24 protein-coding genes are annotated in these 23,655 nt (G+C 69.0%); 9 read left to right on the top strand and 15 right to left on the bottom strand.

Features of this window, described 5'->3' with window-relative positions; genetic code table 11:
* Window positions 1-152: 152 nt before the first annotated feature.
* The 3 genes from B7G54_RS39110 to B7G54_RS21555 form a co-directional block, all read right to left on the bottom strand.
* Window positions 153-311 (bottom strand): hypothetical protein, encoded by a 159-nt coding sequence (locus B7G54_RS39110; protein WP_165765597.1) that lies wholly within the window; start codon window positions 309-311, stop codon window positions 153-155.
* Between the two features lie 45 nt (window positions 312-356).
* The gene (locus B7G54_RS21550) at window positions 357-566 is read right to left on the bottom strand and encodes a hypothetical protein (RefSeq protein ID WP_106409003.1); all 210 of its coding nucleotides are present in this window, start codon (window positions 564-566) and stop codon (window positions 357-359) included.
* Between the two features lie 141 nt (window positions 567-707).
* The gene (locus tag B7G54_RS21555) at window positions 708-893 is read right to left on the bottom strand and encodes a hypothetical protein (RefSeq protein WP_085040920.1); all 186 of its coding nucleotides are present in this window, start codon (window positions 891-893) and stop codon (window positions 708-710) included.
* A 322-nt stretch (window positions 894-1,215) separates the two neighbouring features.
* Between B7G54_RS21555 and B7G54_RS21560 the strand changes: the two genes are divergently transcribed.
* The gene (locus B7G54_RS21560; protein WP_085041021.1) at window positions 1,216-3,105 is read left to right on the top strand and encodes a DUF3857 domain-containing protein; all 1,890 of its coding nucleotides are present in this window, start codon (window positions 1,216-1,218) and stop codon (window positions 3,103-3,105) included.
* Window positions 3,106-3,161: 56 nt separating this feature from the next.
* Complete coding sequence (locus B7G54_RS39115; RefSeq protein ID WP_165765598.1) at window positions 3,162-3,329, top strand: hypothetical protein; 168 nt, start codon at window positions 3,162-3,164, stop codon at window positions 3,327-3,329.
* 64 nt (window positions 3,330-3,393) lie between these two features.
* On the opposite strand, the gene B7G54_RS21565 is transcribed toward B7G54_RS39115, so the two are convergent.
* Window positions 3,394-4,443, bottom strand: a complete 1,050-nt coding sequence (locus tag B7G54_RS21565) for an AraC family transcriptional regulator (protein ID WP_085040921.1) — start codon at window positions 4,441-4,443, stop codon at window positions 3,394-3,396.
* A 70-nt stretch (window positions 4,444-4,513) separates the two neighbouring features.
* On the opposite strand from B7G54_RS21565, the gene B7G54_RS21570 reads away from it, so the two are divergent.
* Window positions 4,514-5,725, top strand: a complete 1,212-nt coding sequence (locus tag B7G54_RS21570) for an MFS transporter (protein ID WP_085040922.1) — start codon at window positions 4,514-4,516, stop codon at window positions 5,723-5,725.
* Between the two features lie 30 nt (window positions 5,726-5,755).
* On the opposite strand, the gene B7G54_RS21575 is transcribed toward B7G54_RS21570, so the two are convergent.
* The 4 genes from B7G54_RS21575 to B7G54_RS21590 form a co-directional block, all read right to left on the bottom strand.
* A complete protein-coding gene (locus tag B7G54_RS21575; protein WP_085040923.1) occupies window positions 5,756-6,601 on the bottom strand; it encodes a helix-turn-helix domain-containing protein in 846 nt (281 codons plus the stop codon).
* A gap of 48 nt (window positions 6,602-6,649) precedes the next feature.
* Window positions 6,650-7,207 carry a carboxymuconolactone decarboxylase family protein gene (locus B7G54_RS21580; RefSeq protein ID WP_085040924.1) on the bottom strand — a complete coding sequence of 186 codons (558 nt, stop codon included), beginning with the start codon at window positions 7,205-7,207 and terminating at the stop codon, window positions 6,650-6,652.
* Between the two features lie 132 nt (window positions 7,208-7,339).
* Window positions 7,340-8,101: an isocitrate lyase/PEP mutase family protein gene (locus B7G54_RS21585; RefSeq protein ID WP_085040925.1), complete on the bottom strand. Its 762-nt coding sequence runs from the start codon at window positions 8,099-8,101 to the stop codon at window positions 7,340-7,342.
* A gap of 133 nt (window positions 8,102-8,234) precedes the next feature.
* Window positions 8,235-8,702 carry a MarR family winged helix-turn-helix transcriptional regulator gene (locus tag B7G54_RS21590; RefSeq protein WP_085040926.1) on the bottom strand — a complete coding sequence of 156 codons (468 nt, stop codon included), beginning with the start codon at window positions 8,700-8,702 and terminating at the stop codon, window positions 8,235-8,237.
* A gap of 81 nt (window positions 8,703-8,783) precedes the next feature.
* On the opposite strand from B7G54_RS21590, the gene B7G54_RS21595 reads away from it, so the two are divergent.
* Window positions 8,784-9,152 carry a hypothetical protein gene (locus B7G54_RS21595; RefSeq protein ID WP_085040927.1) on the top strand — a complete coding sequence of 123 codons (369 nt, stop codon included), beginning with the start codon at window positions 8,784-8,786 and terminating at the stop codon, window positions 9,150-9,152.
* An 88-nt stretch (window positions 9,153-9,240) separates the two neighbouring features.
* The gene (locus tag B7G54_RS21600) at window positions 9,241-9,858 is read left to right on the top strand and encodes a glutathione S-transferase family protein (protein ID WP_085040928.1); all 618 of its coding nucleotides are present in this window, start codon (window positions 9,241-9,243) and stop codon (window positions 9,856-9,858) included.
* Between the two features lie 124 nt (window positions 9,859-9,982).
* Here B7G54_RS21600 and B7G54_RS21605 read toward each other — a convergent pair whose 3' ends face one another.
* From B7G54_RS21605 to B7G54_RS21625, 5 genes are all read right to left on the bottom strand, one after another.
* Entirely contained in the window at window positions 9,983-10,708 is a 726-nt protein-coding gene (locus B7G54_RS21605) for an HAD family hydrolase (RefSeq protein WP_085040929.1), read from the bottom strand.
* Between the two features lie 22 nt (window positions 10,709-10,730).
* On the bottom strand, window positions 10,731-11,702 hold the full coding sequence (locus B7G54_RS21610; protein ID WP_085040930.1) for an ornithine cyclodeaminase family protein: 972 nt from the start codon (window positions 11,700-11,702) through the stop codon (window positions 10,731-10,733).
* A 109-nt stretch (window positions 11,703-11,811) separates the two neighbouring features.
* On the bottom strand, window positions 11,812-12,942 hold the full coding sequence (locus B7G54_RS21615) for a DSD1 family PLP-dependent enzyme (protein ID WP_085040931.1): 1,131 nt from the start codon (window positions 12,940-12,942) through the stop codon (window positions 11,812-11,814).
* Window positions 12,943-13,070: 128 nt separating this feature from the next.
* Window positions 13,071-14,030: a LysR family transcriptional regulator gene (locus B7G54_RS21620; protein ID WP_085040932.1), complete on the bottom strand. Its 960-nt coding sequence runs from the start codon at window positions 14,028-14,030 to the stop codon at window positions 13,071-13,073.
* Window positions 14,031-14,144: 114 nt separating this feature from the next.
* The gene (locus B7G54_RS21625; RefSeq protein WP_085040933.1) at window positions 14,145-15,059 is read right to left on the bottom strand and encodes an NAD(P)/FAD-dependent oxidoreductase; all 915 of its coding nucleotides are present in this window, start codon (window positions 15,057-15,059) and stop codon (window positions 14,145-14,147) included.
* Between the two features lie 141 nt (window positions 15,060-15,200).
* Between B7G54_RS21625 and B7G54_RS21630 the strand changes: the two genes are divergently transcribed.
* The 4 genes from B7G54_RS21630 to B7G54_RS21645 all read left to right on the top strand — a co-directional run bounded on the left by B7G54_RS21630 (window position 15,201) and on the right by B7G54_RS21645 (window position 21,073).
* Window positions 15,201-15,641 (top strand): Rrf2 family transcriptional regulator, encoded by a 441-nt coding sequence (locus B7G54_RS21630; RefSeq protein WP_085040934.1) that lies wholly within the window; start codon window positions 15,201-15,203, stop codon window positions 15,639-15,641.
* Window positions 15,642-15,891: 250 nt separating this feature from the next.
* Window positions 15,892-16,485, top strand: a complete 594-nt coding sequence (locus B7G54_RS21635) for a DUF2760 domain-containing protein (RefSeq protein WP_085040935.1) — start codon at window positions 15,892-15,894, stop codon at window positions 16,483-16,485.
* The gene (locus B7G54_RS21640; RefSeq protein WP_085040936.1) at window positions 16,482-18,323 is read left to right on the top strand and encodes an Hsp70 family protein; all 1,842 of its coding nucleotides are present in this window, start codon (window positions 16,482-16,484) and stop codon (window positions 18,321-18,323) included. The genes B7G54_RS21635 and B7G54_RS21640 overlap by 4 nt, the downstream gene beginning before the upstream one ends.
* Window positions 18,324-18,328: 5 nt before the next feature.
* Window positions 18,329-21,073 carry an Hsp70 family protein gene (locus B7G54_RS21645; protein WP_085040937.1) on the top strand — a complete coding sequence of 915 codons (2,745 nt, stop codon included), beginning with the start codon at window positions 18,329-18,331 and terminating at the stop codon, window positions 21,071-21,073.
* A gap of 153 nt (window positions 21,074-21,226) precedes the next feature.
* Here B7G54_RS21645 and ctlX read toward each other — a convergent pair whose 3' ends face one another.
* Entirely contained in the window at window positions 21,227-22,228 is a 1,002-nt protein-coding gene (gene ctlX, locus B7G54_RS21650; protein ID WP_085040938.1) for a citrulline utilization hydrolase CtlX, read from the bottom strand.
* A 59-nt stretch (window positions 22,229-22,287) separates the two neighbouring features.
* Window positions 22,288-23,367 carry an ornithine cyclodeaminase gene (locus B7G54_RS21655; protein WP_085040939.1) on the bottom strand — a complete coding sequence of 360 codons (1,080 nt, stop codon included), beginning with the start codon at window positions 23,365-23,367 and terminating at the stop codon, window positions 22,288-22,290.
* Between the last annotated feature and the right edge of the window lie 288 nt (window positions 23,368-23,655).

Genomic DNA, 23,655 nt, shown 5'->3' on the forward strand with positions numbered 1-23,655 from the left:
GCACGTCGCGCGCCGCGCCGGGTGACGACCAAGGGCAATGACGATGCGGATCACGTGTCGGTTCTCCGCCGCATCCGATATCGCGAGGTGGGGTGTGCAGGCGCGCATCGCGCATGCCGCCGGCCGGTTTCTTGTGCGGTGCAATTGCGCGATTACGGATGACGATGCGTATGCGAGCGTGACGAGCGTCGCGCGGGCCGGTGCAGCAGCCTGTCGCGCGCGCGGTCGCGGCCGCGCCCGGCCGTGAAGAACAGCACCGCGAACACGAGGAGCGCGAGCAGCAAGAGCGTCTGGACGATACCGTTTTCCATGTCGCCTCCGGTATGACGAGGGACGAAGGGCGCCTCGGCTGGCCGTCAGCCGGCGGGCATCAGCGTGCCGGCGAGCATCGTGTCGATGAAACGCTTCGCCAGCGCGATCGAGATCCTGACTGCGTCCGTGTCGTGGCGGAACACGTGATGCGTCGGGCCGAGCAGCTGCGCTTCGTGGCATCCGTGCGCATCGTGCCAGGCCACGACGGCGAGCGGCTCGCACAGCGCGTGGCGTTCGGCCCCTTCGCCCGCCACAGGGCGGCGAGCCGGGCCGCACGAATCCCGCCCTGGCGCTGGGTCGGGCGGAGCGGCCAAGCCATGACGGCTTCCCCGGCAGGCGCCGATCGTTCCGACCCCGCGCGGCGCATGATCGGACGAATGGCCGCCGGGCCGCATTCACGTCAGCATCGGTATCGCTTCGATCAGCGCGATGCCGAGCAACGCGCCGATCGCGGCGCCGATGAGTCGCGGATGCCACCGCAGATGCAGCGCCGTCAGCAGTGCACCGAACAGGATCAGGCCCAGCAGCGCGAACGCGATCACGAGATAACCCATTTCGAAGTCGCTATTGATGATCGCCATGATGTCTCCTTCCCCATGTCGGCGTGTCGTGTTCGGCAGGGCGTCATTCCGTCGACGTCGCACGCATGGATGACCTGACTGAATTATATGTCGCGACGTGATGCAAAAAAGCGCGCTCGCCAGGGGCAGCAGGCACGGGACGACATGCCGGCGATGCTCGCGCGGCGGGCCCGCCGCTGCACGGCTTGACGCTCGCCGGTACGTCACCCACACTGGTTCGCAAGGGGGCAAGCGGCGTGCGGGCCGTCATGTGCGCGTCATGCGGATCGAACCGTCCGCGCCGGCCCCGGCGCCCGGCAACGAACGCGCGGAGAGCTTCGACGTGGTGCTTTTTCCTTCCCGATGGACCGGCTGCCTGCTCGCCTGCACCATCGCGCTTGGCGACGGCGCGGCCATGGCCGATGTGCGTGATACGGGCGGCGACGCGCCTGTCACGCTCGTCAGCGATATCCACGAATTCGTGATCCAGCATGACGGTTCGCTCGACGAGCACGACGATTCGACGCTGCGCGCGAACAACGCGAACGGCATCGACGCGGTCGCGCAGCGCTACGTGTGGTTCGACAAGAATCTCGAGAAGGTGGACCTGCTCGCGGCCGAGACGATCGACCGCGACGGTGTCGCGCATCCGGTCGGTGCGGACGGCATCCGCGACGTACAGGAGCCGCGCTCGGCCGGCGCGCCGACGTTCCAGGACGGGCTGTTGCGCACCGTCGTGTTTCCCGGCGTCGAAGCCGGGTCGAGCACGCGCGTGGCGTTTCGCAAGACACGCACGAAGCCGGTCAACCGCGGCTACTTCGGCTACACCGTCGAGCCGTCGCGCGAGCCGGTCGACAGCCAGCGGCTGATCTTCGACGTGCCGGCCGACATGCCGCTGTACGCGGATGCGCGCGGCTACGTCGCGCTGCCGCCGGTCACCGCGAACGGCCGCACGCGCTACGAGTTCGACTACCGGCACGGCCCGTACGACCGCATCGAGAACGGCGCGGTCGGGTACCCGACCTACGGCGACCGGCTCGTCGTGTCGACGCTGCCCGACTACGCGGCGTTCGCCGCGCGCTACCGCGACGCGGCCGTCGATCCGGGTACGGACGATCCGGCCGTCGCGCAGCTGGCGCGCACGCTCACCGCGGATACCGCCGATCCGCGCGACAAGGCGCGCATCCTGTACGACTGGGTGCAGGCGAACATCCGCTACGTCGGGCTGTTTCTCGGCGAAACGGCCGCCGCGCCGCATCGCGTCACGGACATCCTGCGCAACCGCTACGGCGACTGCAAGGATCATGTCGCGCTGTTCGGCGCGCTGCTCGCGGCGGTCGGCATCCGCAGCGAACCGGTGCTGCTCAATCTCGGGTCCGTCTACACGCTGCCGTCGGTGCCCGGTTACGGCGGCGGTGCGATCAATCACGCGATCACGTGGCTGCCGGATCTCGAACGCTATGCGGATACGACGACGGCCGGCATCGCGTTCGGCTATCTGCCGCCGATCGTGATGGACCGTCCCGCGCTGCTCGTCGACACGGGCGTGCTGTCGCGCACGCCGGCCACGCAGCCGCGCGGCCGCATCGCTCGGGTCGAGATCGACGCGGCCGGGCCGGGCGCCACGCGTTTTCATGCGTACATCGAGGACGACGGCTGGACGGCCGAACTCGAACGCAACCTGTTTCGCCGCGCGACGCCCGACCTCGTCGCGCAACTCGCGAACAACCGCCTGCGGCAAAGCGGCTTGCGCGGCCGCGCGCAACTGTCGACCAGCGACCGGCGCGTGACCGACGGGCCCTTCGACGTGACGATCTCGGGCGCGCTCGACCATTTCGTGTGGCCCGACGGCACGACTGCGTTGCCCGCACTGTCGAGCCTGACGGGCGGCATCGCGACGCAGGTCGAGAGCTGGCTGGCCGAACCCGTGCGCACGCAGCCGTGGGGCTGCATCGGCGGCACGTTCGACGAGACCGGCCAGGTCGCACTGCCGGCCGATGTCGCGGTGACCGACCTGCCGGCCGATACGGCCGTGCACGATCGCTTCGTCGACTTCACGTCGCACTACGTATTCGACGCGGCCGCGCGCGTCGTGCAGGTCACGCGGCGGATGACGGCGGAATTCGGCCGTCAGGTGTGTACGCCGGACGAATTCACGGCACTGCGCGCGTCGCTCGAACGGATCGAACGCGACACGCAGGCGCAGATCGTCGTGCGGGCGAAAGGGCGTTGAACGGGCAGCGGAAGTGAGCGCGTCGTTGCCATGTGTCGACGCGCAGGAGGGACATCATGACGGAACGGGACTACGAGATCGCCGATCTCTCGAAGGATTTGCTGGGCCGGATCGTGCAGGGCACCGCTGCGAGCGGCGCCGTCGTGGATGCGGAGCAGTGCGCGGCGCTCGCCGTGCAGTGCGCGACGGCGCTGATCGACAGGCTGGAAGCGCGCAACGGCTGAGTGCGGCAATCCACGCGTGGTGGCGACTTGAGCGACGCTTGGCGGCCTCGGCCAGCGTCACGTTTTACGCTTCGCCGCGCACCTCGCCGTCCGCGCGCACGGCACCCGGCGGCTTGCCCACCACGCGCTTGAACGCACGGCTGAACGCGGCGAGCGAGCCGTAGCCGAGCCGGTACGCGACGGCCTCGATCGTCTCGTGGTCGCGCGTGATCCATTGCGCAGCGAGTCGCATCCGCAGCTCGGTCAGGTAGCGCACGGGCGTCATCCCGGTGGCCGCGAGAAAGCGTTCGGCGAACACCGAGCGCGACACGCCCGCTTCGGTCGCGAGTTCCGCGACGCTCCAGTTGCGGCCCGGATCGCGATGCAGCGCGACGATCGCGCGGCCGAGCTTCGGCTCGCGCAGCGCCTGCACCCAGCCCGTCGCGTCGCCGCATCCGCATTCGACCCAGCCGCGCACGATGAACGCCGCGACCACATCCGCGAGCCGCGCGAGGATGCCCGCGAAGCCCGCGCGCGCCGAGCAGGATTCGCGCTCCATCGCATCGAGCATCGGGCGGATTTCCGGGTAGCGCGCGAGCAGCGTGCCGACGTGCATGAACTCGGGCATCGTGCCGACGAGCGGCTGCATGCCGCCGAGATCGAGCTCCATGCACGCGCTGAAGATCAGCGCATCGCCGGCGCCCGGCTCGGTCGTTGCACAGGTCGCCGGCGACGCGCCGGCCGATGCCACCGACGCGACCGTATCGCAGATCTTCGCGACCTCGAAGCCATTGATTTCGCGGCACGGTGCATCGGGGTCGGACACCAGCGCGTGCATGCCGCCGTGCGGCAGCAGGATCGCGTCGCCGGCTTCGAGCCGCATCGTCTCGCCGGTCGCGTCGCGCAGCAGCACGGGCCCGCGCCCGACGAAATGGAACTGCGCGCGGCCCGGCGCGTCGCCGAAATTCAGCCCGAACGGCCGCGCGACCTGGATGCGGCGGTACTGGACGCCGCTCAGTCGCATCCCCAGCAGCAGCTCGCTGACGAGGTCGTGTACGTCGGACACGGGGGAAGGCAGGGGCTCGGACATATCGAGATTCGGACGATCGATCAACAAGAACGGATTGTATGTCATAGACCGTCCTGTCGTCGTTCCTTACGATACGCCGTCATCAGTATTTTCCCTATACGACACGGAACGACGCATGAATCCCGGAATTTCCTCGGCCGCCTCGACGGCGGCCCCCCGCGAACCGGCCTGGGGTGCGGTATTCGCGATGACGCTCGGCGTCTTCGGGCTCGTCACGGCCGAATTCCTGCCTGCCAGCCTGCTGACGCCGATGGCCGACAGCCTCGGCGTGACCGAAGGCGTGGCCGGGCAGGCCGTCACGGCCACCGCGACGGTCGCCCTGGTCACGAGCCTGCTGATCTCGGCGCTGACGCGCACGATCGACCGGCGGCGCGTATTGCTCGTGTTCTCGGTGCTGCTCGTCGCATCGAATCTGGCGGTCGCGTTCGCGCCCAACCTGACGATGCTGCTGATCGGCCGCGTCGTGCTCGGCATTGCGCTCGGCGGCTTCTGGACGATGGCGACGGCCACCGCGATGCGGCTCGTGCCGACGGCGATGGTGCCGCGTGCGCTGTCGATCATCTTCAGCGGCGTGGCGGTCGCGACGATCGCGTCCGCGCCGATGGGCAGCTATTTCGGTCACCTGATCGGCTGGCGCAACGTGTTCCTGATCGCGGCCGTGCTCGGCGGCATCGCGTTCGTGTCGCAGGTCATCACGCTGCCGTCGATGCCGCCGAGCGGCACGACGCGGCTGCGCACGCTGGTCGACGTGCTGCGCCGGCCGACCGTCGGCCTCGGGATGTTCGCGACGATCCTTGTGTTCACCGGGCATTTCGCGTTCTTCACGTATCTGCGGCCGTTCCTCGAACAGGTCGCGGGCGTCGGCGTGAACGGGCTGTCGGCGATCCTGCTCGGCTACGGCATCGCGAACTTCGTCGGTACGTCGCTCGCCGGCCGCGTGCTCGAACACCGGTTGCGGCCGATGCTGATCGGGATGCCCGCGCTGATGGTCGTGCTCGGTGTCGCGCTCGTCGCGCTCGGCCGCGCGCCGATGATGGACGCGGTGCTCGTCGCGTTGTGGGGGATGGCGTTCGGTGGCGTGCCCGTGGCCTGGTCGACGTGGGTCACGCGTACCGTGCCCGATGAAGCCGAGAGCGCGGGCGGGCTGATCGTCGCGGCGATCCAGCTCGCGATCGCGACGGGCGCGGCGGCCGGCGGCGTCGTGTTCGACGCGAACGGCGCGGCGGGCGTGTTCGTCGCCGCGGCCGTCGTGCTGGCCGTCGCGGTTGCAACGATCGTGACCGGCGTGCCGAAGCGCGTCGGCGTGGTGTCCACGCTGGCGGAATGACCGGCACCGGCGGGCCGCCCGGCCCGCCGCTCAGCGCACCGGTGCGTGCGCGTCGAGCAGTTGCCGGTGGCGCGCTTCGGTCGTGTCGTCGGCGGGGAACATGCACTCCATGCGCAGCTCCTGTGCAGCGGCGCTTTGCGGCGTACCGACCGTCGTGACCAGCGAGAAGTAACGCAGCACGATACCTTCGTGGATAAAGCCGATCGGGATGACCGGCAGCGACGGTGCGGCGGCCGGCGCCGGCGGCGTTTTCCAGTCGCGCGGCGCATCGGGCGACGCGAGCAGGTCGTCGAGCAAATGCCGGGTGTCGTCGTCGATCACGCGGCCGACCGATTCGCGATGCACGCGCTGCAGCAGGCTGCGCGACACCGTATCCCAGTCGGCCACGAACGGCCGCATGCCGTGCGGATCGAACATCAGGCGCAGCAGGTTGCGCGGGCCGTCGCGCGCAGCCATGTCGATGAAGCAGCCGAAAAAGCGCGGTGCCGCGTCGTTGGTCATCAGCACGTTCCAGTGGCGATCCATCACGATCGCCGGAAACGGATCGTGCTGGCGCACGACCCGTTCGAGCGCGCGGATCACGCCCTGCATCTCCTGCGCATTCCACGGCGCTTCCGAATACACGGGCGCATAGCCGGCCGCGAGCAGCAGCGCGTTGCGATCGCGCAGCGGCACGTCCAGCGTCTGCGCGAGCGTCAGCAGCGTGTCGCGGCCCGGCACGCTGCGCCCGCTTTCGATGAAGCTGATCTGGCGCTGCGAGATACCCGCGTCGAGCGACAGGTCGAGCTGGCTCATGCCGCGCACGTCGCGCCAGTCGCGCAGCAACTGGCCCAGTTCGTGCGGCGGCGCGTGCCGATCGCGGCGGCTGGCGTTCATCGTGCCTCCGTGGGCGTTCCGTGAGCGACGCGATCGACTATATCGGACTCACGCGGCATTCGCATGCCACGCGAATGCGTCGAACGGCGCTTCGAGCGTGGGCCGCGTCACGTTGCCGACGTAGTTCGTGATCGTCGATGCGGCGACCACCGCGATCACTTCCAGCAACTGTTCGGCGCTGAAGCCGGCGTCGAGGAACGACTGCCGGTCGGCATCGGCCAGGCGGCCGCGGGTGTCGATCAGCTTGCGTGCGGTGGCCGACAGCGCGGCCAGTTTCGCGTCGCCGGGCAGGCTGCCGCGCCGGATCGCGTCGACGTCGGCGTGGGTCACACCCTGTTTCAGCGCAAGCGCGGTATGGAAGGCGACCGGCCATTCGCTCGCGTTCGTGACCGCGTTGGTGAGCAGGAGCGTCTGGATCTGCGGCTCGGTGAGGCTGCTGGCGTGCACGCGCTCGAACAGGCCGATGAAGCCGTTGATCAGGATCGGCGACGCCGCCATGGCTGCGGCGATGTTCGGGACCATGCCGAAGGTTTGCCGGAGCTGCTGGAGGACGGGCTTCGATTCGGCCGGTGCCGAGTCGATGGTGTGAAGCGGATAGGCGGACATGATGTCTCCCGGGCGATGAGCGCCGCCGGAATGGCGGCGCGACACCCGAAGCGTAGGAGCGGCCGCGCCGTGCGCCAATTACATGGGATGTAATCGTTCGATGCGCGCGCGGCCGTCCGCTCCGCGAAGCTGTCAGCCGCCTTGCCTGACCATCTCCGCCAGCGTCTTCATCGCCTGCAGGTACGGATACGGCCCGTGGCTGATGCGGGCCACGCCGTATTCCGCGAATTCGGCGAGCGTCGGCGTGGCCGTGACGCGCATCACGTTCACCGGCAGCGGCGACGCGGCCGTCAGCGCACGAATGAGCGCCGGCGAGCGCAGCCCCGGCACAAAGAGGCCATCGGCACCGGCCGCAGCGTACGCGCGTGCGCGGGCCAGCGTCGCGTCGAGCAGGCGCTCGTCGTGCGTGTCGGCCGGCGCCTTGAAGAACACGTCGGTGCGCGCGTTGATGAAGTAGCCGGCGCCTGCGCGATCGGCAGCCTGCCGTGCTGCCCCGAGACGGGCCGCCGCTGCGTCGACGTCGCGCAATTCGCCCGTCGCCGGGAAGCTGTCTTCGAGGTTGCAGCCGATCGCGCCGGCCTCGATGCTCAGCGCGATCGTTTCGGCGACATCTTCCGGGCGCTCGCCGTACCCGCTTTCGAGATCGACGGTGACGGGCAGGTTCGTCGCTCGCGCGATCCGCTCGAGCACTTCCATCATCAGCGCGCGCGGCATCTGCTCGCCGTCGACGAAACCGTTGGCCGCCGCGACCGACCAGCTGCCGGTTGCCAGCGCGACGGCGCCCGCGTCGGCCGCCGTGCGCGCGCTGCCGGCGTCCCACACGTTGAACAGCGCCAGCGGCTGCCCCGCGCGGTGAAGCGACCGGAAATACGCGCCTTTCTCGTTGTTGCCCATGCTCGTCCCTCCTTGTGAATACCGGATCGGTTGTCGTGCCGAGCGATATTGCCACCGAATCGGGCGCCGCGAGGGATTCGTCCGATGACAACTGACAAGGAATGGCAGGAGCCGAGCGGCCTGCCGCGCAGGCTCAGTCGCGCGCGGCCGGATCGACCGACAGTGCGCGCAACTGGCCGCGCAACTGATCGACTTCACCCGGTGCGAACGGGCGCTCGATCTCGGCGTGTGTCTGCTGCCACAGCGGAAACGCTTCGGCGAGCAGGTCGTGGCCGGCCCGCGTCAGTTCGAGCAGGCGGCTGCGCCGGTCGTCCGGATCCTGCGCGATCGTGACGAGGCCGCGCCGCTCGAGCGGCTTGAGCGCGGCGGTGAGCGTGGTGCGGTCCATCGCAAGCAGCGACGCGACCGATTTCATCGGCGCCGGCTGGGGCCGGTTCAGCGACATCAGCAGCGAAAACTGGCCGTTGGTGAGATCCAGCGGGCGCAGCACGTCGTCGAAGATCCGCGCAAGATTGCGCGCCGCGCGCTGCATGTGCAGGCACAGGCAGCAATCGCGCACCATCAGCGTCGTTTCGAAAGGGAGCTTTTCTTTTCGTGCCATGTTGCAATTGTGTTGATATCAACCTATCTTGTCAAGGTCGAGGCGCGGCAGCCCGTCGCGTCCGTCACCGGAGGAGACAGCATGAGTGCTCAACAGCCGTTGTATCTCGCGGTATTTCTCGGGACCAAGGATAGCCCGGCCATGAAGGCGTGGCTGGCGCTGCCGGAGGATGAGCGGCGCACGCGCGAACGCGACGGCATTGCTGCGTGGCATGCATGGGTCGACCGGCATCGCGATGCGATCGTCGAGATGGGCGGGCCGCTCGGCAAGACCAAGACCATCGATGCGGCGGGCGTCACCGACACGGCGAACGCGATGAGCGGCTTCACCGTCGTGCGGGCGGCCTCGCACGACGCGGCGGCCGCGCTGTTCGAAGGCCATCCGCATTTCACGTTGTTCCCGGGCGTGGCGATCGACGTGATGCCGGTGCTGGCGATTCCCGGCGCGTGAACGACGAGCGCGGCGGGGCGTCGTGTATCGGCGACGCGCCGTGGCCGGCAAGTGGACGTTTTCCCGACATTCCGGATGGAGACTGGCGATGAAGCTTTACGGATTTGCCGGCACCCGCTCGCAACGTGCGCTGTGGGGGCTGAAGGAGCTGGATGCCGATTTCGAGTTCATCTCGGTGAACCTGCTTCAGGGCGAGCACAAGCGGCCCGAATTCCTGCACCTCAATCCGGCCGGCAAGGTGCCCGTGCTGGTGGACGGCGACCTCGTGATTCCCGAGTCGGCCGCAATCGTGCTGTATCTCGCGGACAAGTACCCGGAGAAGGCGCTGCTGCCGGTCGATCCGGCGCTGCGCGCGCAGGCCTACCGGTGGGTCATGTTCGCGGTGACGGAGCTCGAGCAGCCGCTGTGGCGGATCACGCGGCACTCGTTCATCTATCCGCCGGAGAAGCGCTCGCCGGCCGATATCGAACTGGCGCGCGAGGATTTCAAGACGATGGCCGCGATCCTCGACAAGCATCTCGAAGGGCGCGAGTTCATCGTCGGCGACACGCTGACGGTGGCCGATTGCGTGACGGCTTACCTGATCGACTGGGCGGGCGAGTGCAACCTGATCGAATCGTTCCCGCAATTGCGTGCGTACCTCGATCGGCTGTATGCGCGGCCGAAGGCGCCGCAGCGGATTGCGGACGCGCGCAAGGCGGCGTGAATCGGCGGTTGGTCATGCGCCGCATCGGCGTGACCGACCGCTACGTTTGCACAGTCGGGGAACGGCGGCCAGCCGCGTTTCATGGCGGTGAAGCGTGCGTCGCGAACGCGGCGCACGCAGGCGCTCACTCAACGTCGTCAGGCCCGCCGAGCGCGCGACACAGCATCGACAGGTCGCTGAGCGTGAGGTGCGGCGTCGTGGCCTGCTGCCGAACACGTTCCGCTTCCGCCGGATGCGTATCGCGAACCACCCACGCCGCCTGAAGCCCCGCGTTCAATGCGCCGACGATATCGAGGTGATAATCGTCGCCGACATGCAGCAATTCCGCCGGCTGCACGTCGAGTGCTTCCGCCGCGGCATGAAATATCCCGGGCTCGGGCTTCGCGACCCCGAACGCCTGCGCGCTGAGCGTCGCACGAAAGAATTCGCCGCCGCCGGTCAGCCGGAGATCCGCGTTGCCGTTGGTCACCGCGATCAGCGGAAACCGCGCGCTCAACCACGCGAGCGCCGGCAACGCATCTTCATAGAATTCGACCCGGTTGCGCGCGGCAAAGAAGGCCGCGTATGCACGCTCGGTGAGCGCGACATCTTCGTTCGCGCGTTCCAGCGCAAGCCGGATCGATCCGATTCTCATCGCGCGGAAGTCACCCGCGAGTTCGGGGCACAATCGTTCGTATTCCTCACGCAAATCGCTCAGCGCCTGCTGCGTAGGCAGCACACTCGCGGTACCGGGTGCGTGTTCGATCAGCCACGCGCGAAGCGCCGCTTCGGCCCGTACGACGGACGGCCCGAACGGCCACAGGGTGTCGTCCAGGTCGAACGAGAGGGCGGAAACTTGGGTGAGACGCATGGCGATTGACGGGGAGTTTCGTTTACCACGGCCACGGAATGGAGATCCCGGTGCCGTTTTCGAGGGCCTGCCGATACAGGAAGCGTGCGACGGTCAGGTCCTGAAGCGCGAGCCCGGTCATGTCGAAGACGGTGATCTCGTGCGCCGCACGGCCGACCGACGCGGTTCCGGCGAGGATGTCACCGATTTCGGTGCGTGGCAAATCCGGCGCCCACTGACACTCGCCAATGCTGCGCGCCTGATCGTGATCGTCCACGAAAATCCGCGCGTGCTCCAGCAAGCCGGCCGGAAGCTCACGCTTGCCTGCGGTGTCGGCGCCCACGCAGGTCAGGTGAGTGCCCGGCCGAACCGCATCCGCATCGAACAGCGCGCCGCGGCCCGGCGTTGCCGTGATGACCACGTCGCTATCGGCCACCGCGTCGTTCCGGTCGCGAGCCACGCCGATCGTGCATCGTTCCCGGAAGGCCGATTCGAATACCGGGTCAGGCTCGCCGCTCACGTTCACGTACTGCACCGTGCACCGTTGCGGCAGCAGCCCGAGCGCGTAGTCGAGCTGGACGCGCGCCTGCACGCCCGTGCCGAACACGCAGATTCGCGTGCTGTCGCGACGCGCGAGCAGTTGCAGCCCGAGGCCGCCGGCAGCACCGGTCCGCGCGGTGGTGATCGCATTGCCGTCCATGATGCACAGCGGGCGGCCCGTCGCCGGATCGATCAGCGCGACGGTGGCCTGATGCGGCTCGCCGCCGAGCCCCCGGTTGCCGGGCCAGAACCCGGCCGCCTTGAAACCGAGCAGATCCTGGCACCCGACGTCGCCCGACTTGATGCCGAACACGCCGCCGGTGTGCAGCTTCTCGCGCACCACCGGGAACACGCGTCCGGCCCTTTGACTGTGCAGCACGAAGGCTTCGCGTACCGCCGCCGTCACTTGCGCGGCCTGGAGGGCGGGCTCGACGGCATCGCGGTCGAGAAGCAGGAGTCGGGCGTCTGTCGGCATATTCAGGCAAGCGCTTTCGGCGCAAGGCAAATCGGGGTTGTTTAAATTTTGTCCAGATTTGGATAAATAGTCAATTCGTCGAGGGGGCGACGCGGATGCGCGCTCGGGTTCACCACCCGTAGAAGCGCGGCCACGTCTGCGCGCTGCCGTCTTCGCCGATGGCGTGATACTCGGGATGTTGCGCACCGGTGGCGCACGCGTGATTCGGCAGGATGCGCAGGCGGGTGCCGATCGGAAAGCGTTGCGCGATGCCGGAGTCGGGCGAGCCGGTGCACGACACGATCCCGTGCTCCTGGTTGGCGGCGCTCATCACGTAGTCGCCGAGCACGTCGCCGTGTTCGGTGCAGACCTGCCCGTAGCCGAAATCGCGCGCCTGGCGCTGCGTGCCGCGGTCGCGGCTCATCGCCATCCAGCCTGCGTCGACGATCGCCCAGCCTTTCTCTTCCTGGTGTCCGATGACGGTGGTCAGCACCGACAACGCGATGTCGGACAGGTCGCACACGCCGATGTTGTGCATCACGAGGTCGAACATCGCGTACACGCCGGCGCGCACCTCGGTAACGCCGTCGAGGTTTTCGGCCGCCAGCGCGGTGGGCGTCGACCCGATGCTCACGACCGGGCAGGGCAGTCCGGCGGCCCGGAGGTGCGCCGCCGCCCGCACGGTGCGGCTGCGTTCCTGCTCGGCGATTGCCGCCAGCGCTTCGGGCGTGCTGTATTCGTAGCTGGAGCCCGCGTGCGCCAGCACCCCGCCGAGCACCATCCCGCCATCGACCAGTGCGCGGCCCACGTCGATCAGCAGGCCGGCGTCGGGCAGAATTCCCGAGCGGTGCCCGTCGACGTCGACCTCGATCCACACTTCGAAGCGCTCGCCGTGCGTGCGCCCGAATTCGGCGATCGCGTGCGCGGCCGGCAGGCTGTCGGCGACCAGCTTCAGGTCGCAGCCCTGCCGGCGCAGCGCGAGCGCCTGGCCCAGCTTCGCGGGCACCATGCCGACCGCGTAGACGATGTCGCGGATACCGTGCGCGAAGAACTGCTCGGCTTCCTTGAGCGTCGACACGGTGATGCCCTGCGCGCCTGCCGCGATCTGGGCATCGACGACGTGCGTGCACTTGGTGGTCTTGACGTGCGGCCGGAACCTGACGCCGAGCGCGTCCAGATGCGCCTGAATGCGGCCGATGTTGTGATGCATGCGGCCGACGTCGATCACGGCAGCCGGGGTGTTGAGAGTTTGAAGGTCCACGATGCGTTGCCTCGGAGGGTTGCCGATGCGAACACTGTAGAGGCGTCGACGGGCTTCGTGTTTAACGCATGGCTAATCCAGCATTAAACGTCATTTAATCGACGGGATCGCGCGGGTCGTGGCGCGGCTCATGTCTTGCCGCGCCACGGCGGCGGGCTCAGAAACCGCGTCGCGGCTTCGAGGAACACCCGTTGCCGTGCGGAACGGCCGGTGCGCGACGGCAGCAGCGCCGTCACCGGCGCGGGCGGCAGGTGCCAGCCGGGCAGCAACCGGACGAGCTTGCCGTTTGCCAGCAGCGGCGCGACGTCCCACTCCGAGCGTTCGACGATCCCGAGCCCGGCCAGCGCCCATTCCGTGATGACGGTGCCGTCGTTGGACGACAGCGCACCGGTGACGCGGATTACAGTAGACCGTCGCGGTTCGCCCTTGACGTCGCTGCCTGGCGAGAAGCGCCAACGCGGGATGTCCTCGTCGTTCTCGCGCAGGCACAGGCAGTCGTAGCGGGCCAGGTCGGACGGATGGTTCAGTTCCTTGATGCGACGTGCATAGGCCGGGCTCGCGCACAGGAAGCGTTCATTGGGCGCGAGCGGGTACCCGATCCACGACGACGATTTGAGGCTGCCGACATGAACGACCACGTCGGCGCCCGACGCGCTGGTCAACGGGCTCTCCGACAGGTGGAGCGAGATTTCCAGCTTCGGATGTGCGCGTTGCACGTCGCGCACGATTCGCGCGATATACTTGCGGCCGAAGCCGAGCGGGGCGACGACGCGCAGCGTGCCCTGCACGTCGCCGTGGTCGCCCGCAATGCTGACCGGCAACGCCTCCACGCGCTCGAGAATCTCGACGGCTTCCTGGTACAGCCGTTGCCCTTCGTCGGTCAACGCGATCCCTTTCGGCTGCCGCACGGCGAGCCGTGCGTTCAAGCGTGCTTCCATCCGCTGCAGGCGGATCGTGACCGCAGGCGGCGTGAGATCGAGCAATCGCGCGGCAGAAGCCAGCGAGCGCGACGTGCCGATCGCGCGTACGAGTCGAAGGTCGTCGAGGTCGAGCATTTCATGTCTCTTAATGCCGGATGTGCCGAGCATTAAACCTCACATCGGGACGCGAATCCATCGATGCGACTGCGGATCGCGCCGGCGGCGCATCGAATCGCATCGCATCGCCGCTTCGAATTACGCGGCCCGCGACACCACGCACCGTCACCGGTCGAGCCCGAAAATCAGCGACCGGTGCGCGGCGACCCCGGCCATCACGCCGGACGCCGACGCGAACGTCGCGTTGGTCATCGGTGTCGACGCATCGCCGGCCACGAATACGCCGGCGATGCTCGTCTGCTTCCCCGCATCGACACGCACGACCGGGCCGAGCGGCCCGTCGTCGAATGCACAGCCGAGCTGCTGCACGAGATCGCTCGCCATGGCCGTGCGCGCGCCGACGAACAGCGCATCGATCGGCACGACCTGCCCGTCGGCGAGCCGCAATGCTTCGATACGCGGCGCTTCGCCGAGGATTTCCACGACCGGCGACCGCTCGATGCGGACGCCGCGTGCATCGAGCAACGCGGCTTCTTCTTCATTCGCTTCGACCACGCCCTGCGTGAACCACGTGGTCGGGCCCCAGTCCGGAATCAGGATCGCCTGATGTACCGACAGCGGGTGCGTGGCGAGCACGCCGAGCCGCTGGCCGCTCACCTCGTACCCATGGCAGTACGGGCAATGCAGCACGCTGACGCCCCAGCGCTCGGCGAGCCCCGGCAGCGGGGGCAGTTCGTCACGGATGCCGGTCGCGAGGATCAACCGGTCGGCGCTCGCGCGGCTGCCGTCGGTGAGCGTCACGTGGAAGCGGCCGTCCGCATCGCGTTCGGCCGTGCGTACGTCGCCTGCGATCCGCCGCGCGGTCGGATACGCGGCGAGCTGCGCGGCGGCTTCGTCGACGATCTGCGCGGGCGGCTTGCCGTCCTGCCCGAAAAAGCCGTGCGCGTGCGCGGCAAAGCGGTTGCGCGGCCGGCCGGCGTCGATCACGAGCACGCGGCGGCGCGCCCGCGCGAGCTGCATCGCCGCCGACAGCCCCGCAAAGCTGCCGCCGATCACGATCACTTCATGATGGTCATGCATGCACCCACTCCTTTCCTGAACCTGCGTGAATGACGGACGTGCGTCGATGGTGGCCAACTCATGAAACACGAGAAGTTGCATGATAGGGCGATGGTATCATTCATGCAACTTCACAAGTTTCGAGAGAGGGGAGTTCTGCCCGTGAGAACCGACAGCCGCTTGTCGCGCATGCTGCATGCGCTGATCCACATGGATCAGGCCGACGGCCCGATGACGTCCGAAGCGATCGCGACGATGCTGTGCACGAACCCGGTCGTCGTGCGGCGCCTGCTCGGCGGCCTGCGCGAGCGCGGCTACGTGCAGTCGGAGAAGGGGCATGGCGGCGGCTGGGCGCTGAGCGTCGCGCTCGACGACATCACGCTGCTCGACGTCTATCGCGCGGTGGGCGAGCCGCCGCTGTTCTCCGATCTCGTCACCGACGACGAGGCCGAATGCCTGGTCGAGCAGGCCGTCAATGCGCAGCTGTCGGCCACGCTGAAGGAGGCCGAGACGACGCTGCTCGCACGCTTCGGCGAAGTCACGCTCGGCATGCTGTCGCGCGATTTCGAAGCGAAGGCGGCCCGGCGGCGCAAGCCGCGCTGACGCGCCGCAGCATCGAGGCCGGAAGCGGCCTGCACGCGATCCGGCACGGCCGAAACCGTCGCGCCGAGATGTTCTGTCCCCCAACTTCTGCCCGGTTCGCCCGCCACAGGGCAAAATACGGGTTTTCCGCACCCGCGAGGGCGCGACCGAATCACGCGCCGGGCGGCGGCAGTGCGCAATCCGCACGCCGCCGCCGGGCGCCCAGGCAAGATCGCTCGCCGTGTCGCGAGCCCACAGGAGTCCAGACCCCATGCCCGAATCCAACCTGTCCTTCTTCGGCCGGCTGTCGCTGGCCGTCGGCACGTTCTTCTCCGTGCTCGGCAACCGCGAGTTCGCGGCCGGCGTGCTGCGCGTGCGCGACGGCGCCCCGGCGCCGGTCGCGCCGGCACCCGCCGCTGCCCCGGCTCCGGCCCCGGCACCCGCCGCCGCGCCCGTGAAGGCGCCGGCGCCCGAGCTGCGCGAAGCGAGCCCGCAGGCCGCGCTGCAACTGCTCGGCCTGCTGCAGCGCGATGCGCGCTTCATCGACTTCGTCGAGGAAGACATCGCCGGTTACGCGGACGCCGACATCGGCGCGGCCGCGCGCCTCGTGCACGACGGCTGCCGTGCCGCGCTGCGCGAACACTTCACGATCGTGCCGGTGCGCGACGAAGCCGAAGGCAGCCGCGTGACGCTGCCGGCCGGTTTCGACGCGACGGCCGTGCGCGTGACGGGCAACGTGGTCGGCTCGGCGCCGTTCACGGGCACGGTCAGCCATCGCGGCTGGCGGGTGGCCGACGTGCGCCTGCCGAAGCTGACGGGCAGCCACGACGCCTCGGTCGTCGCACCGGCGGAGGTGGAACTGTGAGCGATCCGCGCTATTCGATCGGTATCGATCTCGGTACGACCCACTGCGCGCTGTCGTATGTCGACAGCAATGCAAGCGACGGCGAAACGATCGCGCAGCAAGTGCTGCCGATCGCGCAGCTCACCGCGCCCGGCGCGCTGGAGTCGCGCGACCTGCTGCCGTCGTTCCTCTACCTGCCGCATGAAAGCGAACTCACGCAGGGCGACCTGACGCTGCCGTGGACGGCCTCGCGCGGCTTCGCGGTCGGCGAAATGGCGCGCACGCGCGGCGCCGGCACGCCGATCCGCCTCGTGTCGAGCGCGAAGAGCTGGCTGTGCCACCCGGGCGTCGACCGCCGCGCGGCGATCCTGCCGAGCGATGCGCCGCCGGAAGTGTCGCGCGTGTCGCCGCTGGAAAGCTCGATCCGCTACCTGACGCACCTGCGCGAAGCGTGGGACCACGCGCATCCCGACGCGCCGTTCGCCGACCAGGACGTGACGGTCACGATCCCCGCATCGTTCGACCCGGCCGCGCGCGAACTGACGGCCGAGGCCGCACGCGCTGCCGGCTACTCGCGGATGACGCTGCTCGAGGAGCCGCAGGCCGCGCTGTACAGCTGGATCCAGAAGAGCCAGGGCGGCTGGCGCAAGCAGGTGCAGGTCGGCGACCTGATCCTGTGCGTCGACGTCGGCGGCGGCACGACCGACCTGTCGCTGATCGCGGTGGTCGAGCGCGACGGCAATCTCGAGCTGCATCGCGTGGCGGTCGGCGAGCACATCCTGCTCGGCGGCGACAACATGGACCTCGCGCTCGCGCACGTCGTTGCGCGCAAGCTCGCGCAACAGGGCACGCAGGCCGATCCGTGGCAACTGCGCGCGCTCACGTACGCATGCCGCGCCGCGAAGGAAACGCTGCTGTCCGACCCGACGACCGACGCGGTGCCGCTCGTCGTGCCGAGCCGCGGCTCGAAGCTGATCGGCGGGTCGATCCGTACGGAACTCACGCGGGCGGAGCTCACGCAGACGATCCTCGAAGGCTTCTTCCCGCAAGTCGACGCAGCCGCGCGCCCGGTGAGCCGCGCGCGGGTCGGCCTGACGCAGCTCGGCCTGCCGTATGCGCAGGACGCGGGCATCACGCGCCATCTCGCGGCGTTCCTCGGCCGCCAGGTCGCGGCGCTCGATTCGCTCGAAGGCGTGCAGCGCACGCTGCCGCAGGGCGCGACGTTCCTGCATCCGACGGCCGTGCTGTTCAACGGCGGCGTGTTCAAGTCGACGCTGCTCACGCAGCGCGTGCTCGATACGCTCAACAGCTGGCTCGCCGCCGAAGGCGCGCCGCCCGCCCGCCTGCTCGAAGGCGCGGATCTCGATCTCGCGGTCGCGCGCGGCGCGGCGTACTACGGCTACGTGAAGCGCGGCCGTGGCGTGCGCATTCGCGGCGGCACGGCGCGTGCGTACTACGTCGCGATCGAATCGGCGATGCCCGCGGTGCCGGGGCTCGAACCGCCGGTGCAGGCGCTGTGCGTCGCGCCGTTCGGGATGGAGGAAGGCTCGGACGCAGCGCTGCCGCCGCAGGAGTTCGGCCTCGTCGTCGGCGAACCGGTGCAGTTCCGCTTCTTCGGGTCGTCGGTGCGCCGCCAGGACGAGGTCGGCACGCTGCTCGACTACTGGTCGGCGGAAGAACTGCAGGAGCTCGAGGAAATCCAGGCGACGCTGCCTGCCGAAGGGCGCACGGTCGGCGAGGTCGTGCCCGTGAAGCTGCATGCACGCGTGACTGAAGCCGGCACGCTCGAACTCGAGGCGATCCCGAGCGGCACGAACGAGCGCTGGAAGGTCGAGTTCGACGTGCGCGGCGCCGCCTGAGCGCGATGAAGCGCTATACGGTCGGGATCGACCTCGGCACCAGCAATACGGTCGTCGCCTACGTCGAGGCCGGTTCCGACACGATTCGCGTGTTCGACGTCGAGCAGCTGGTCGGCCCCGGCGCGGTGGCTGCGCAGCCGCTGCTGCCGTCGGTGCGCTATCACCCGGCGGCGGGCGAGCTGCCGCCGGACACGCTGCGGCTGCCGTGGGCGGCCAATGCGAACGCGAACGCGGCCGGTGCGACGCCGGCCGTGATCGGCCGCTACGCGCGCACGCTCGGCGCGCAGGTGCCGGGCCGGCTCGTCACGAGCGCGAAGAGCTGGCTGTCGCACGCGTCGGTCGACCGGCTCGCGGCGATCCTGCCGTGGGGCGCGGCCGACGGCGTCGACAAGGTGTCGCCGGTCGACGCGAGCGCGAGCTATCTCGCGCACGTGCGCGACGCGTGGGACGCCCGTTTTCCCGATGCGCCGCTCGCGAAGCAGGACGTGATCCTGACGGTGCCGGCGTCGTTCGACGACGGTGCGCGCGCACTGACGGTCGAGGCCGCACGGCGCGCAAAACTGCCCGCGCTGCGGCTGCTGGAAGAGCCGCAGGCCGCGTTCTACGACTGGCTGTACGGCCAGCGTGCCACGCTGCGCGACACGTTTGCCGCCGCGCGGCGCGTGCTGATCTGCGACGTCGGCGGCGGCACGACCGACCTCACGCTCGTCGATGTCGCGCCGGGCGACGACGGCGAGCCGACCTTCACGCGTGTCGGCGTCGGCAATCACCTGATGCTCGGCGGCGACAACATGGACCTCGCGCTCGCGCGCCTGGTCGAGTCGAGGCTGACCGAGCCCGGCACGCGGCTGTCCGCCGCGAGCCTGTCGCAGCTCGTCGAGCGCTGCCGCGCCGCGAAGGAGCGGCTGCTCGGCGACGATGCACCCGAATCCGTCAACGTCACGCTGCTCGGCGCGGGCAGCAAGCTCGTCGGCGGCGCGCGTTCGGCCGAGCTGACGCGGCAGGAAGTCGAGCAGATCGTCGTCGAAGGTTTCTTTCCGCAGGTCGAAGCCGGCGAGTTGCCGCGCCGCGCACGCGCCGCGATCGTCGAATTCGGGCTGCCCTATGCGAGCGACGCGGCCGTCACGCGGCACGTCGCCGCGTTCCTGAACCGTCATGCCGAAGGCCCGTTGCCCGACACGCTGCTGCTCAACGGCGGCGTGTTCCGCGCGGGCGCGCTCGCCGGCCGTCTCGCGCAGACGCTCGGCGCGTGGCGCGGCGCGCCGCTCGACGTGCTGCACAACGCGCATCCGGACGTGGCCGTCGCACGCGGCGCGGTGGCCTACGGGCTCGCGCGTGCCGGGCATGCACCGCGTATCGGCGGCGGGTCCGCGCGCAGCTATTTCCTCGTGCTCGACGATGGCGCGGCCGATTCGGCCGCGCGTGGCGTCTGCCTGCTGCCGCGCGGGGCGGAAGAGGGCCGCGAGATCCGGCTCGACGATCGCACGTTCGCGTTGCAGCTCGGGCAGCCGGTGCGTTTCCACCTCGTATCGACGGTGGCCGAGACCAGGTATCAACCCGGCGATCTCGTCGATCTCGACGGCGGCGACTTCGTGCGGCTGCCGCCGATCGCGACGGTCGTCGACGCGAAGGCGGGCAGCGACGCCCGCGAAACGCCGGTGAAGCTCACCGCGTCGCTGACCGAGGTCGGCACGCTTGAAATGCACTGCATTGCGACCGACGACGCGGCGCGCCGCTGGCGGCTCGAATTCCAGTTGCGCGGCGATGCGCCGGTTCAAGGCGACGATGCGGGGCCCGCGCGGCATCCGCGTCTCGATCAGGCGATCGAGCTGATCGAGCGCTCGTTCGGCAGCAAGGCCGCGGGCGTCACGCCGAAGGACACGCGCCGGCTGCGCGCGCAGCTCGAACAGGTGCTCGGTGCGCGTGAAGAGTGGGACGTCGCGCTCGCGCGCGAACTGTTCGATGCGCTGCTCGCACGCGCACGGCGGCGCCGGCGCTCGGCCGATCACGAGCGTGCATGGCTGAACCTCGCCGGTTATTGCCTGCGCCCGGGCTTCGGCCATCCGCTCGACGCATGGCGTATCGAGCAGCTGTGGCCGCTGTTCGACGACGGGATCCAATACGTGACCGACGCTCAGGTGTGGTCCGAGTGGTGGACGTTGTGGCGGCGCGTGGCCGGCGGCCTCGACGACGACGCGCAGACGCAGGTGCGCGACGCGATCGCGTTCCTCGAACCGTCCGACGACAAGCGGCGCAAGCTGCCGTTCGATCCGGGCAAGGTCGGTCCGGCCGACATGACGCGGCTGTCCGCGTCGCTCGAACGGTTGCCCGTCGAGCGCAAGGTCGAGCTGGCCGAGCGGCTGATCGCGCCATTGCAGAAGCCGGCCGAGCGTGCGCTGTGTGCATGGGCGCTCGGGCGCATCGGCGCGCGCCGGCCGTTCTACGGCAGCGCACACAGTGTCGTGCCGGCGGAAGTCGCCAAGGGCTGGCTCGATGCGCTGTTTGCACTCGACTGGAAACAGGTCGAGCCAGCCGCGTTCGCGGCTGCGCAAATTGCGCGGATGACCGGAGACCGTTCGCGCGACCTGCCGGACGACACGCGTGAGGCCGTGATCAAGCGCCTGTCGGCGGCGAATGCGTCGGCGGCCTGGATCGAGATGGTGCGCGAGGCGATTGCGTTCGACGAAGCCGACACGGTGCGCGTGTTCGGCGAAACGCTCCCGGCGGGGTTGAAACTGCTGGCGGAGTGAGTGGTGCGGTGTGCTCCAGGGTCATTCGGATACCAGAGCATTTCGCAGCGTTACCGATGCGGGCTGACGCTCGACGATTCAACGTCCTTCGAATACGCGAACGGCTGCCGTTGCATTGCATCGGCAGCCGTTTATGCGTTGTGAGCCTGCCGGTCACATCTGCGGCATCGTCTCGCGTGGCGATGCGGCCGATACCACGGCTGTCACGCTCGGCGCGGCCACCCGCCGCGCAAGATGAATCCCCGCCAGCATGCAGCGCACCGATCCGCCGGCCAGTTCGATCGTCGGCACGTCGAGCGGGAGCAGGCGCGCGGAACGCGCGATCGTCGCGCGCTGCACCGGCGTGAGGCAGTCGTACGCGCGCCGCGACAACGCAAGCACACGCCCCGCCGTGCCCGACAATTCCAGCGCATTGCCTACGAAATTCGCGATCTGCGATGCATCGAGCGCGATCACCGTGCGCCCCGTTTCGGCCAGCCGTTGCGCGATCTCGTCACGACGGCGGCTGTCGGCAATGAGTTCGAGGCCGACCATCGCAAACTCGGTCGCGACGCTCATCATCACGTTCGTGTGATAGATCGGCCGCCCGTCGGCGTCGGCCGTATCGAAGCAGATCGGCTCGAAATTGAAGTTCGTGCAGAATCGTTCGAGCGCGACCGGATCGGCGCGGCGCGAGCGCGCGGTGTATGCGATCCGCGCGACGTGGTCGAGCACCATCGCACCGGTGCCCTCCAGGAACACGTCGTCGTATTCGAGCCCCGAGTAGTCGATCACGTCCTGTACGCGATATTCGGCCTTCAGCATCTCGATCACGTCGGCGCGCCGCTCGCGGCGGCGGTTCGGGCTATACATCGGATACAGCGCGACGTGGCCGCCCGGGTGTGTCGAGAACCAGTTGTTCGGGAATACGGAGTCGGGCGTGTCGCGCTCGCCGTGGTCGTCGAACACGTGCACGCGCACGCCTGCGTCGGCGAGCGTCTGCGCGGCGGCCGTGACTTCGTCGCGTGCGGCGGCCGACACCGACGACATGTCGTTTGCCACGCCGCCGGACGTGCGCTGGAAGGCGTTGTCGGCGGCGGTCTGCGGGTTCGGCAGGAAGCGGTGCGGCCGGATCATCACGACGGCGGCCGGCGCCTGGATCGATACGAGATTCATGGAAGGCGGGAGCGAAAGGCAACGGGCCGGGCGGTGCACGGGCCGCCCGGGCGTGACGATCAGCGCGCGAACGCGGCGACGGCGTCGGTCACGTACGCCGCGTGGCCGTGCGCGATCGCTGCCGGGTCGTCGATCAGCGCGAACAGGTTCTTCGGATCGACGGCTGGCGGAATCAGCGCGATCTCGACGCCCGCGTTGTGCTGCTGCGCGAGCGCATACAGGTAGCGCAGCGCCGAGTAATCCTCGAGCGCGAAGCCGACCGAGTCGAACACCGTCACTTCGTCCGCGCGTTCGCGGCCGGCCGTCTCGCCTTGCAGCACGCGCCACAGCTCGGTGACGGGGAAGTCGGCCGGCATCTGCTGGATCTCGCCCTCGATACGCGATTGCGGCTCGAATTCGACGAACACGCGGCCCGCATGCAGCACGCCCGCCTCGAGTTCGGTCTTGCCTGGGCAATCGCCGCCCACGGCGTTCAGGTGCATGCCGGGCGCGATCATGTCGGCCGTGACGATCGTCGCGTACGCCTTGTCGGCGGTGACGGTCGTCACGATGTCGGCGCCGCGCACGGCGTCGGCGGTCGATGCGGCGCGCACGACGCGCAGCGCCGGGTACGCGGCGAGGTTTTGCACCAGCTTGTCGGTCGCGCGCGGATCGACATCGAACACGCGGATTTCGTCGATGCCGAGCAGCGTGTGGAATGCGATCGCCTGGAATTCGCTTTGCGCGCCGTTGCCGATCAGCGCCATCGTGCGCGAGTCGGGGCGCGCGAGCGCTTGCGCGGCGAGCACCGACGTGGCGGCCGTGCGCAGCGCGGTGGTCAGCGTGAGCTCGGCGAGCAGCAGCGGGTAGCCGGTATCGACTTCGGCGAGCGCGCCGAACGCCATCACCGTGTGCATCCCGCGCGCGGCGTTGACGGGGTGGCCGTTCACGTACTTGAACGCGAATAGCGACGCGTTCGCGACGGGCATCAGTTCGATCACGCCGTCGCGGGAGTGGCACGCGATGCGCGGCGACTTGTCGAAATCGGCCCATTGCAGGTAATCGGCGCGCAGCGTGTCGACGAGCTCGCGGAGGAACGTCGTGACGCCGGTCTTGGCGATCAGTCGGGCGGTGGCGGGAACGTCGAGGAAGCGGGTCATAAGTGTGTCTCCTGTCGACCCGAGTTAGCGCTTTAGCGCTTACTCGGGTCCCATGCCTTGCGCGGTCGACCCGAGTTAGCGCCTTAGCGCTTACTCGGGCCCCATGCTTTGCACTGTTCTCTCGGTGCCGGTATGGATGTCCCCGGCGTCCTGGTCGACCGGGCGGTGCTTCGACGCGCGTCCGAGCTTTCTGAAAAGCGGCGGCGCGGCTTGTTCGGCCGGTCGATAGAGGCATTATTTCCGCGAGTCGAGCCAACAAAAAGACAGCAAAAGTGGCAGATTTATCGA

It is taken from the genome of Burkholderia puraquae (assembly GCF_002099195.1).
GTDB classification, from domain to species: domain Bacteria; phylum Pseudomonadota; class Gammaproteobacteria; order Burkholderiales; family Burkholderiaceae; genus Burkholderia; species Burkholderia puraquae.

Excerpts from the sequence above, each read along its gene's own strand:
- B7G54_RS39110 (WP_165765597.1), bottom strand. The coding sequence starts at position 311 with ATGGAAAACGGTATCGTCCAGACGCTCTTGCTGCTCGCGCTCCTCGTG.
- B7G54_RS21555 (WP_085040920.1), bottom strand. The coding sequence starts at position 893 with ATGGCGATCATCAATAGCGACTTCGAAATGGGTTATCTCGTGATCGCG.
- B7G54_RS39115 (WP_165765598.1), top strand. The coding sequence starts at position 3,162 with ATGACGGAACGGGACTACGAGATCGCCGATCTCTCGAAGGATTTGCTG.
- B7G54_RS21565 (WP_085040921.1), bottom strand. The coding sequence starts at position 4,443 with ATGACATACAATCCGTTCTTGTTGATCGATCGTCCGAATCTCGATATG.
- B7G54_RS21570 (WP_085040922.1), top strand. The coding sequence starts at position 4,514 with ATGAATCCCGGAATTTCCTCGGCCGCCTCGACGGCGGCCCCCCGCGAA.
- B7G54_RS21575 (WP_085040923.1), bottom strand. The coding sequence starts at position 6,601 with ATGAACGCCAGCCGCCGCGATCGGCACGCGCCGCCGCACGAACTGGGC.
- B7G54_RS21580 (WP_085040924.1), bottom strand. The coding sequence starts at position 7,207 with ATGTCCGCCTATCCGCTTCACACCATCGACTCGGCACCGGCCGAATCG.
- B7G54_RS21585 (WP_085040925.1), bottom strand. The coding sequence starts at position 8,101 with ATGGGCAACAACGAGAAAGGCGCGTATTTCCGGTCGCTTCACCGCGCG.
- B7G54_RS21590 (WP_085040926.1), bottom strand. The coding sequence starts at position 8,702 with ATGGCACGAAAAGAAAAGCTCCCTTTCGAAACGACGCTGATGGTGCGC.
- B7G54_RS21595 (WP_085040927.1), top strand. The coding sequence starts at position 8,784 with ATGAGTGCTCAACAGCCGTTGTATCTCGCGGTATTTCTCGGGACCAAG.
- B7G54_RS21600 (WP_085040928.1), top strand. The coding sequence starts at position 9,241 with ATGAAGCTTTACGGATTTGCCGGCACCCGCTCGCAACGTGCGCTGTGG.
- B7G54_RS21605 (WP_085040929.1), bottom strand. The coding sequence starts at position 10,708 with ATGCGTCTCACCCAAGTTTCCGCCCTCTCGTTCGACCTGGACGACACC.
- B7G54_RS21610 (WP_085040930.1), bottom strand. The coding sequence starts at position 11,702 with ATGCCGACAGACGCCCGACTCCTGCTTCTCGACCGCGATGCCGTCGAG.
- B7G54_RS21620 (WP_085040932.1), bottom strand. The coding sequence starts at position 14,030 with ATGCTCGGCACATCCGGCATTAAGAGACATGAAATGCTCGACCTCGAC.
- B7G54_RS21625 (WP_085040933.1), bottom strand. The coding sequence starts at position 15,059 with ATGCATGACCATCATGAAGTGATCGTGATCGGCGGCAGCTTTGCGGGG.
- B7G54_RS21635 (WP_085040935.1), top strand. The coding sequence starts at position 15,892 with ATGCCCGAATCCAACCTGTCCTTCTTCGGCCGGCTGTCGCTGGCCGTC.
- B7G54_RS21645 (WP_085040937.1), top strand. The coding sequence starts at position 18,329 with ATGAAGCGCTATACGGTCGGGATCGACCTCGGCACCAGCAATACGGTC.
- ctlX (WP_085040938.1), bottom strand. The coding sequence starts at position 22,228 with ATGAATCTCGTATCGATCCAGGCGCCGGCCGCCGTCGTGATGATCCGG.
- B7G54_RS21655 (WP_085040939.1), bottom strand. The coding sequence starts at position 23,367 with ATGACCCGCTTCCTCGACGTTCCCGCCACCGCCCGACTGATCGCCAAG.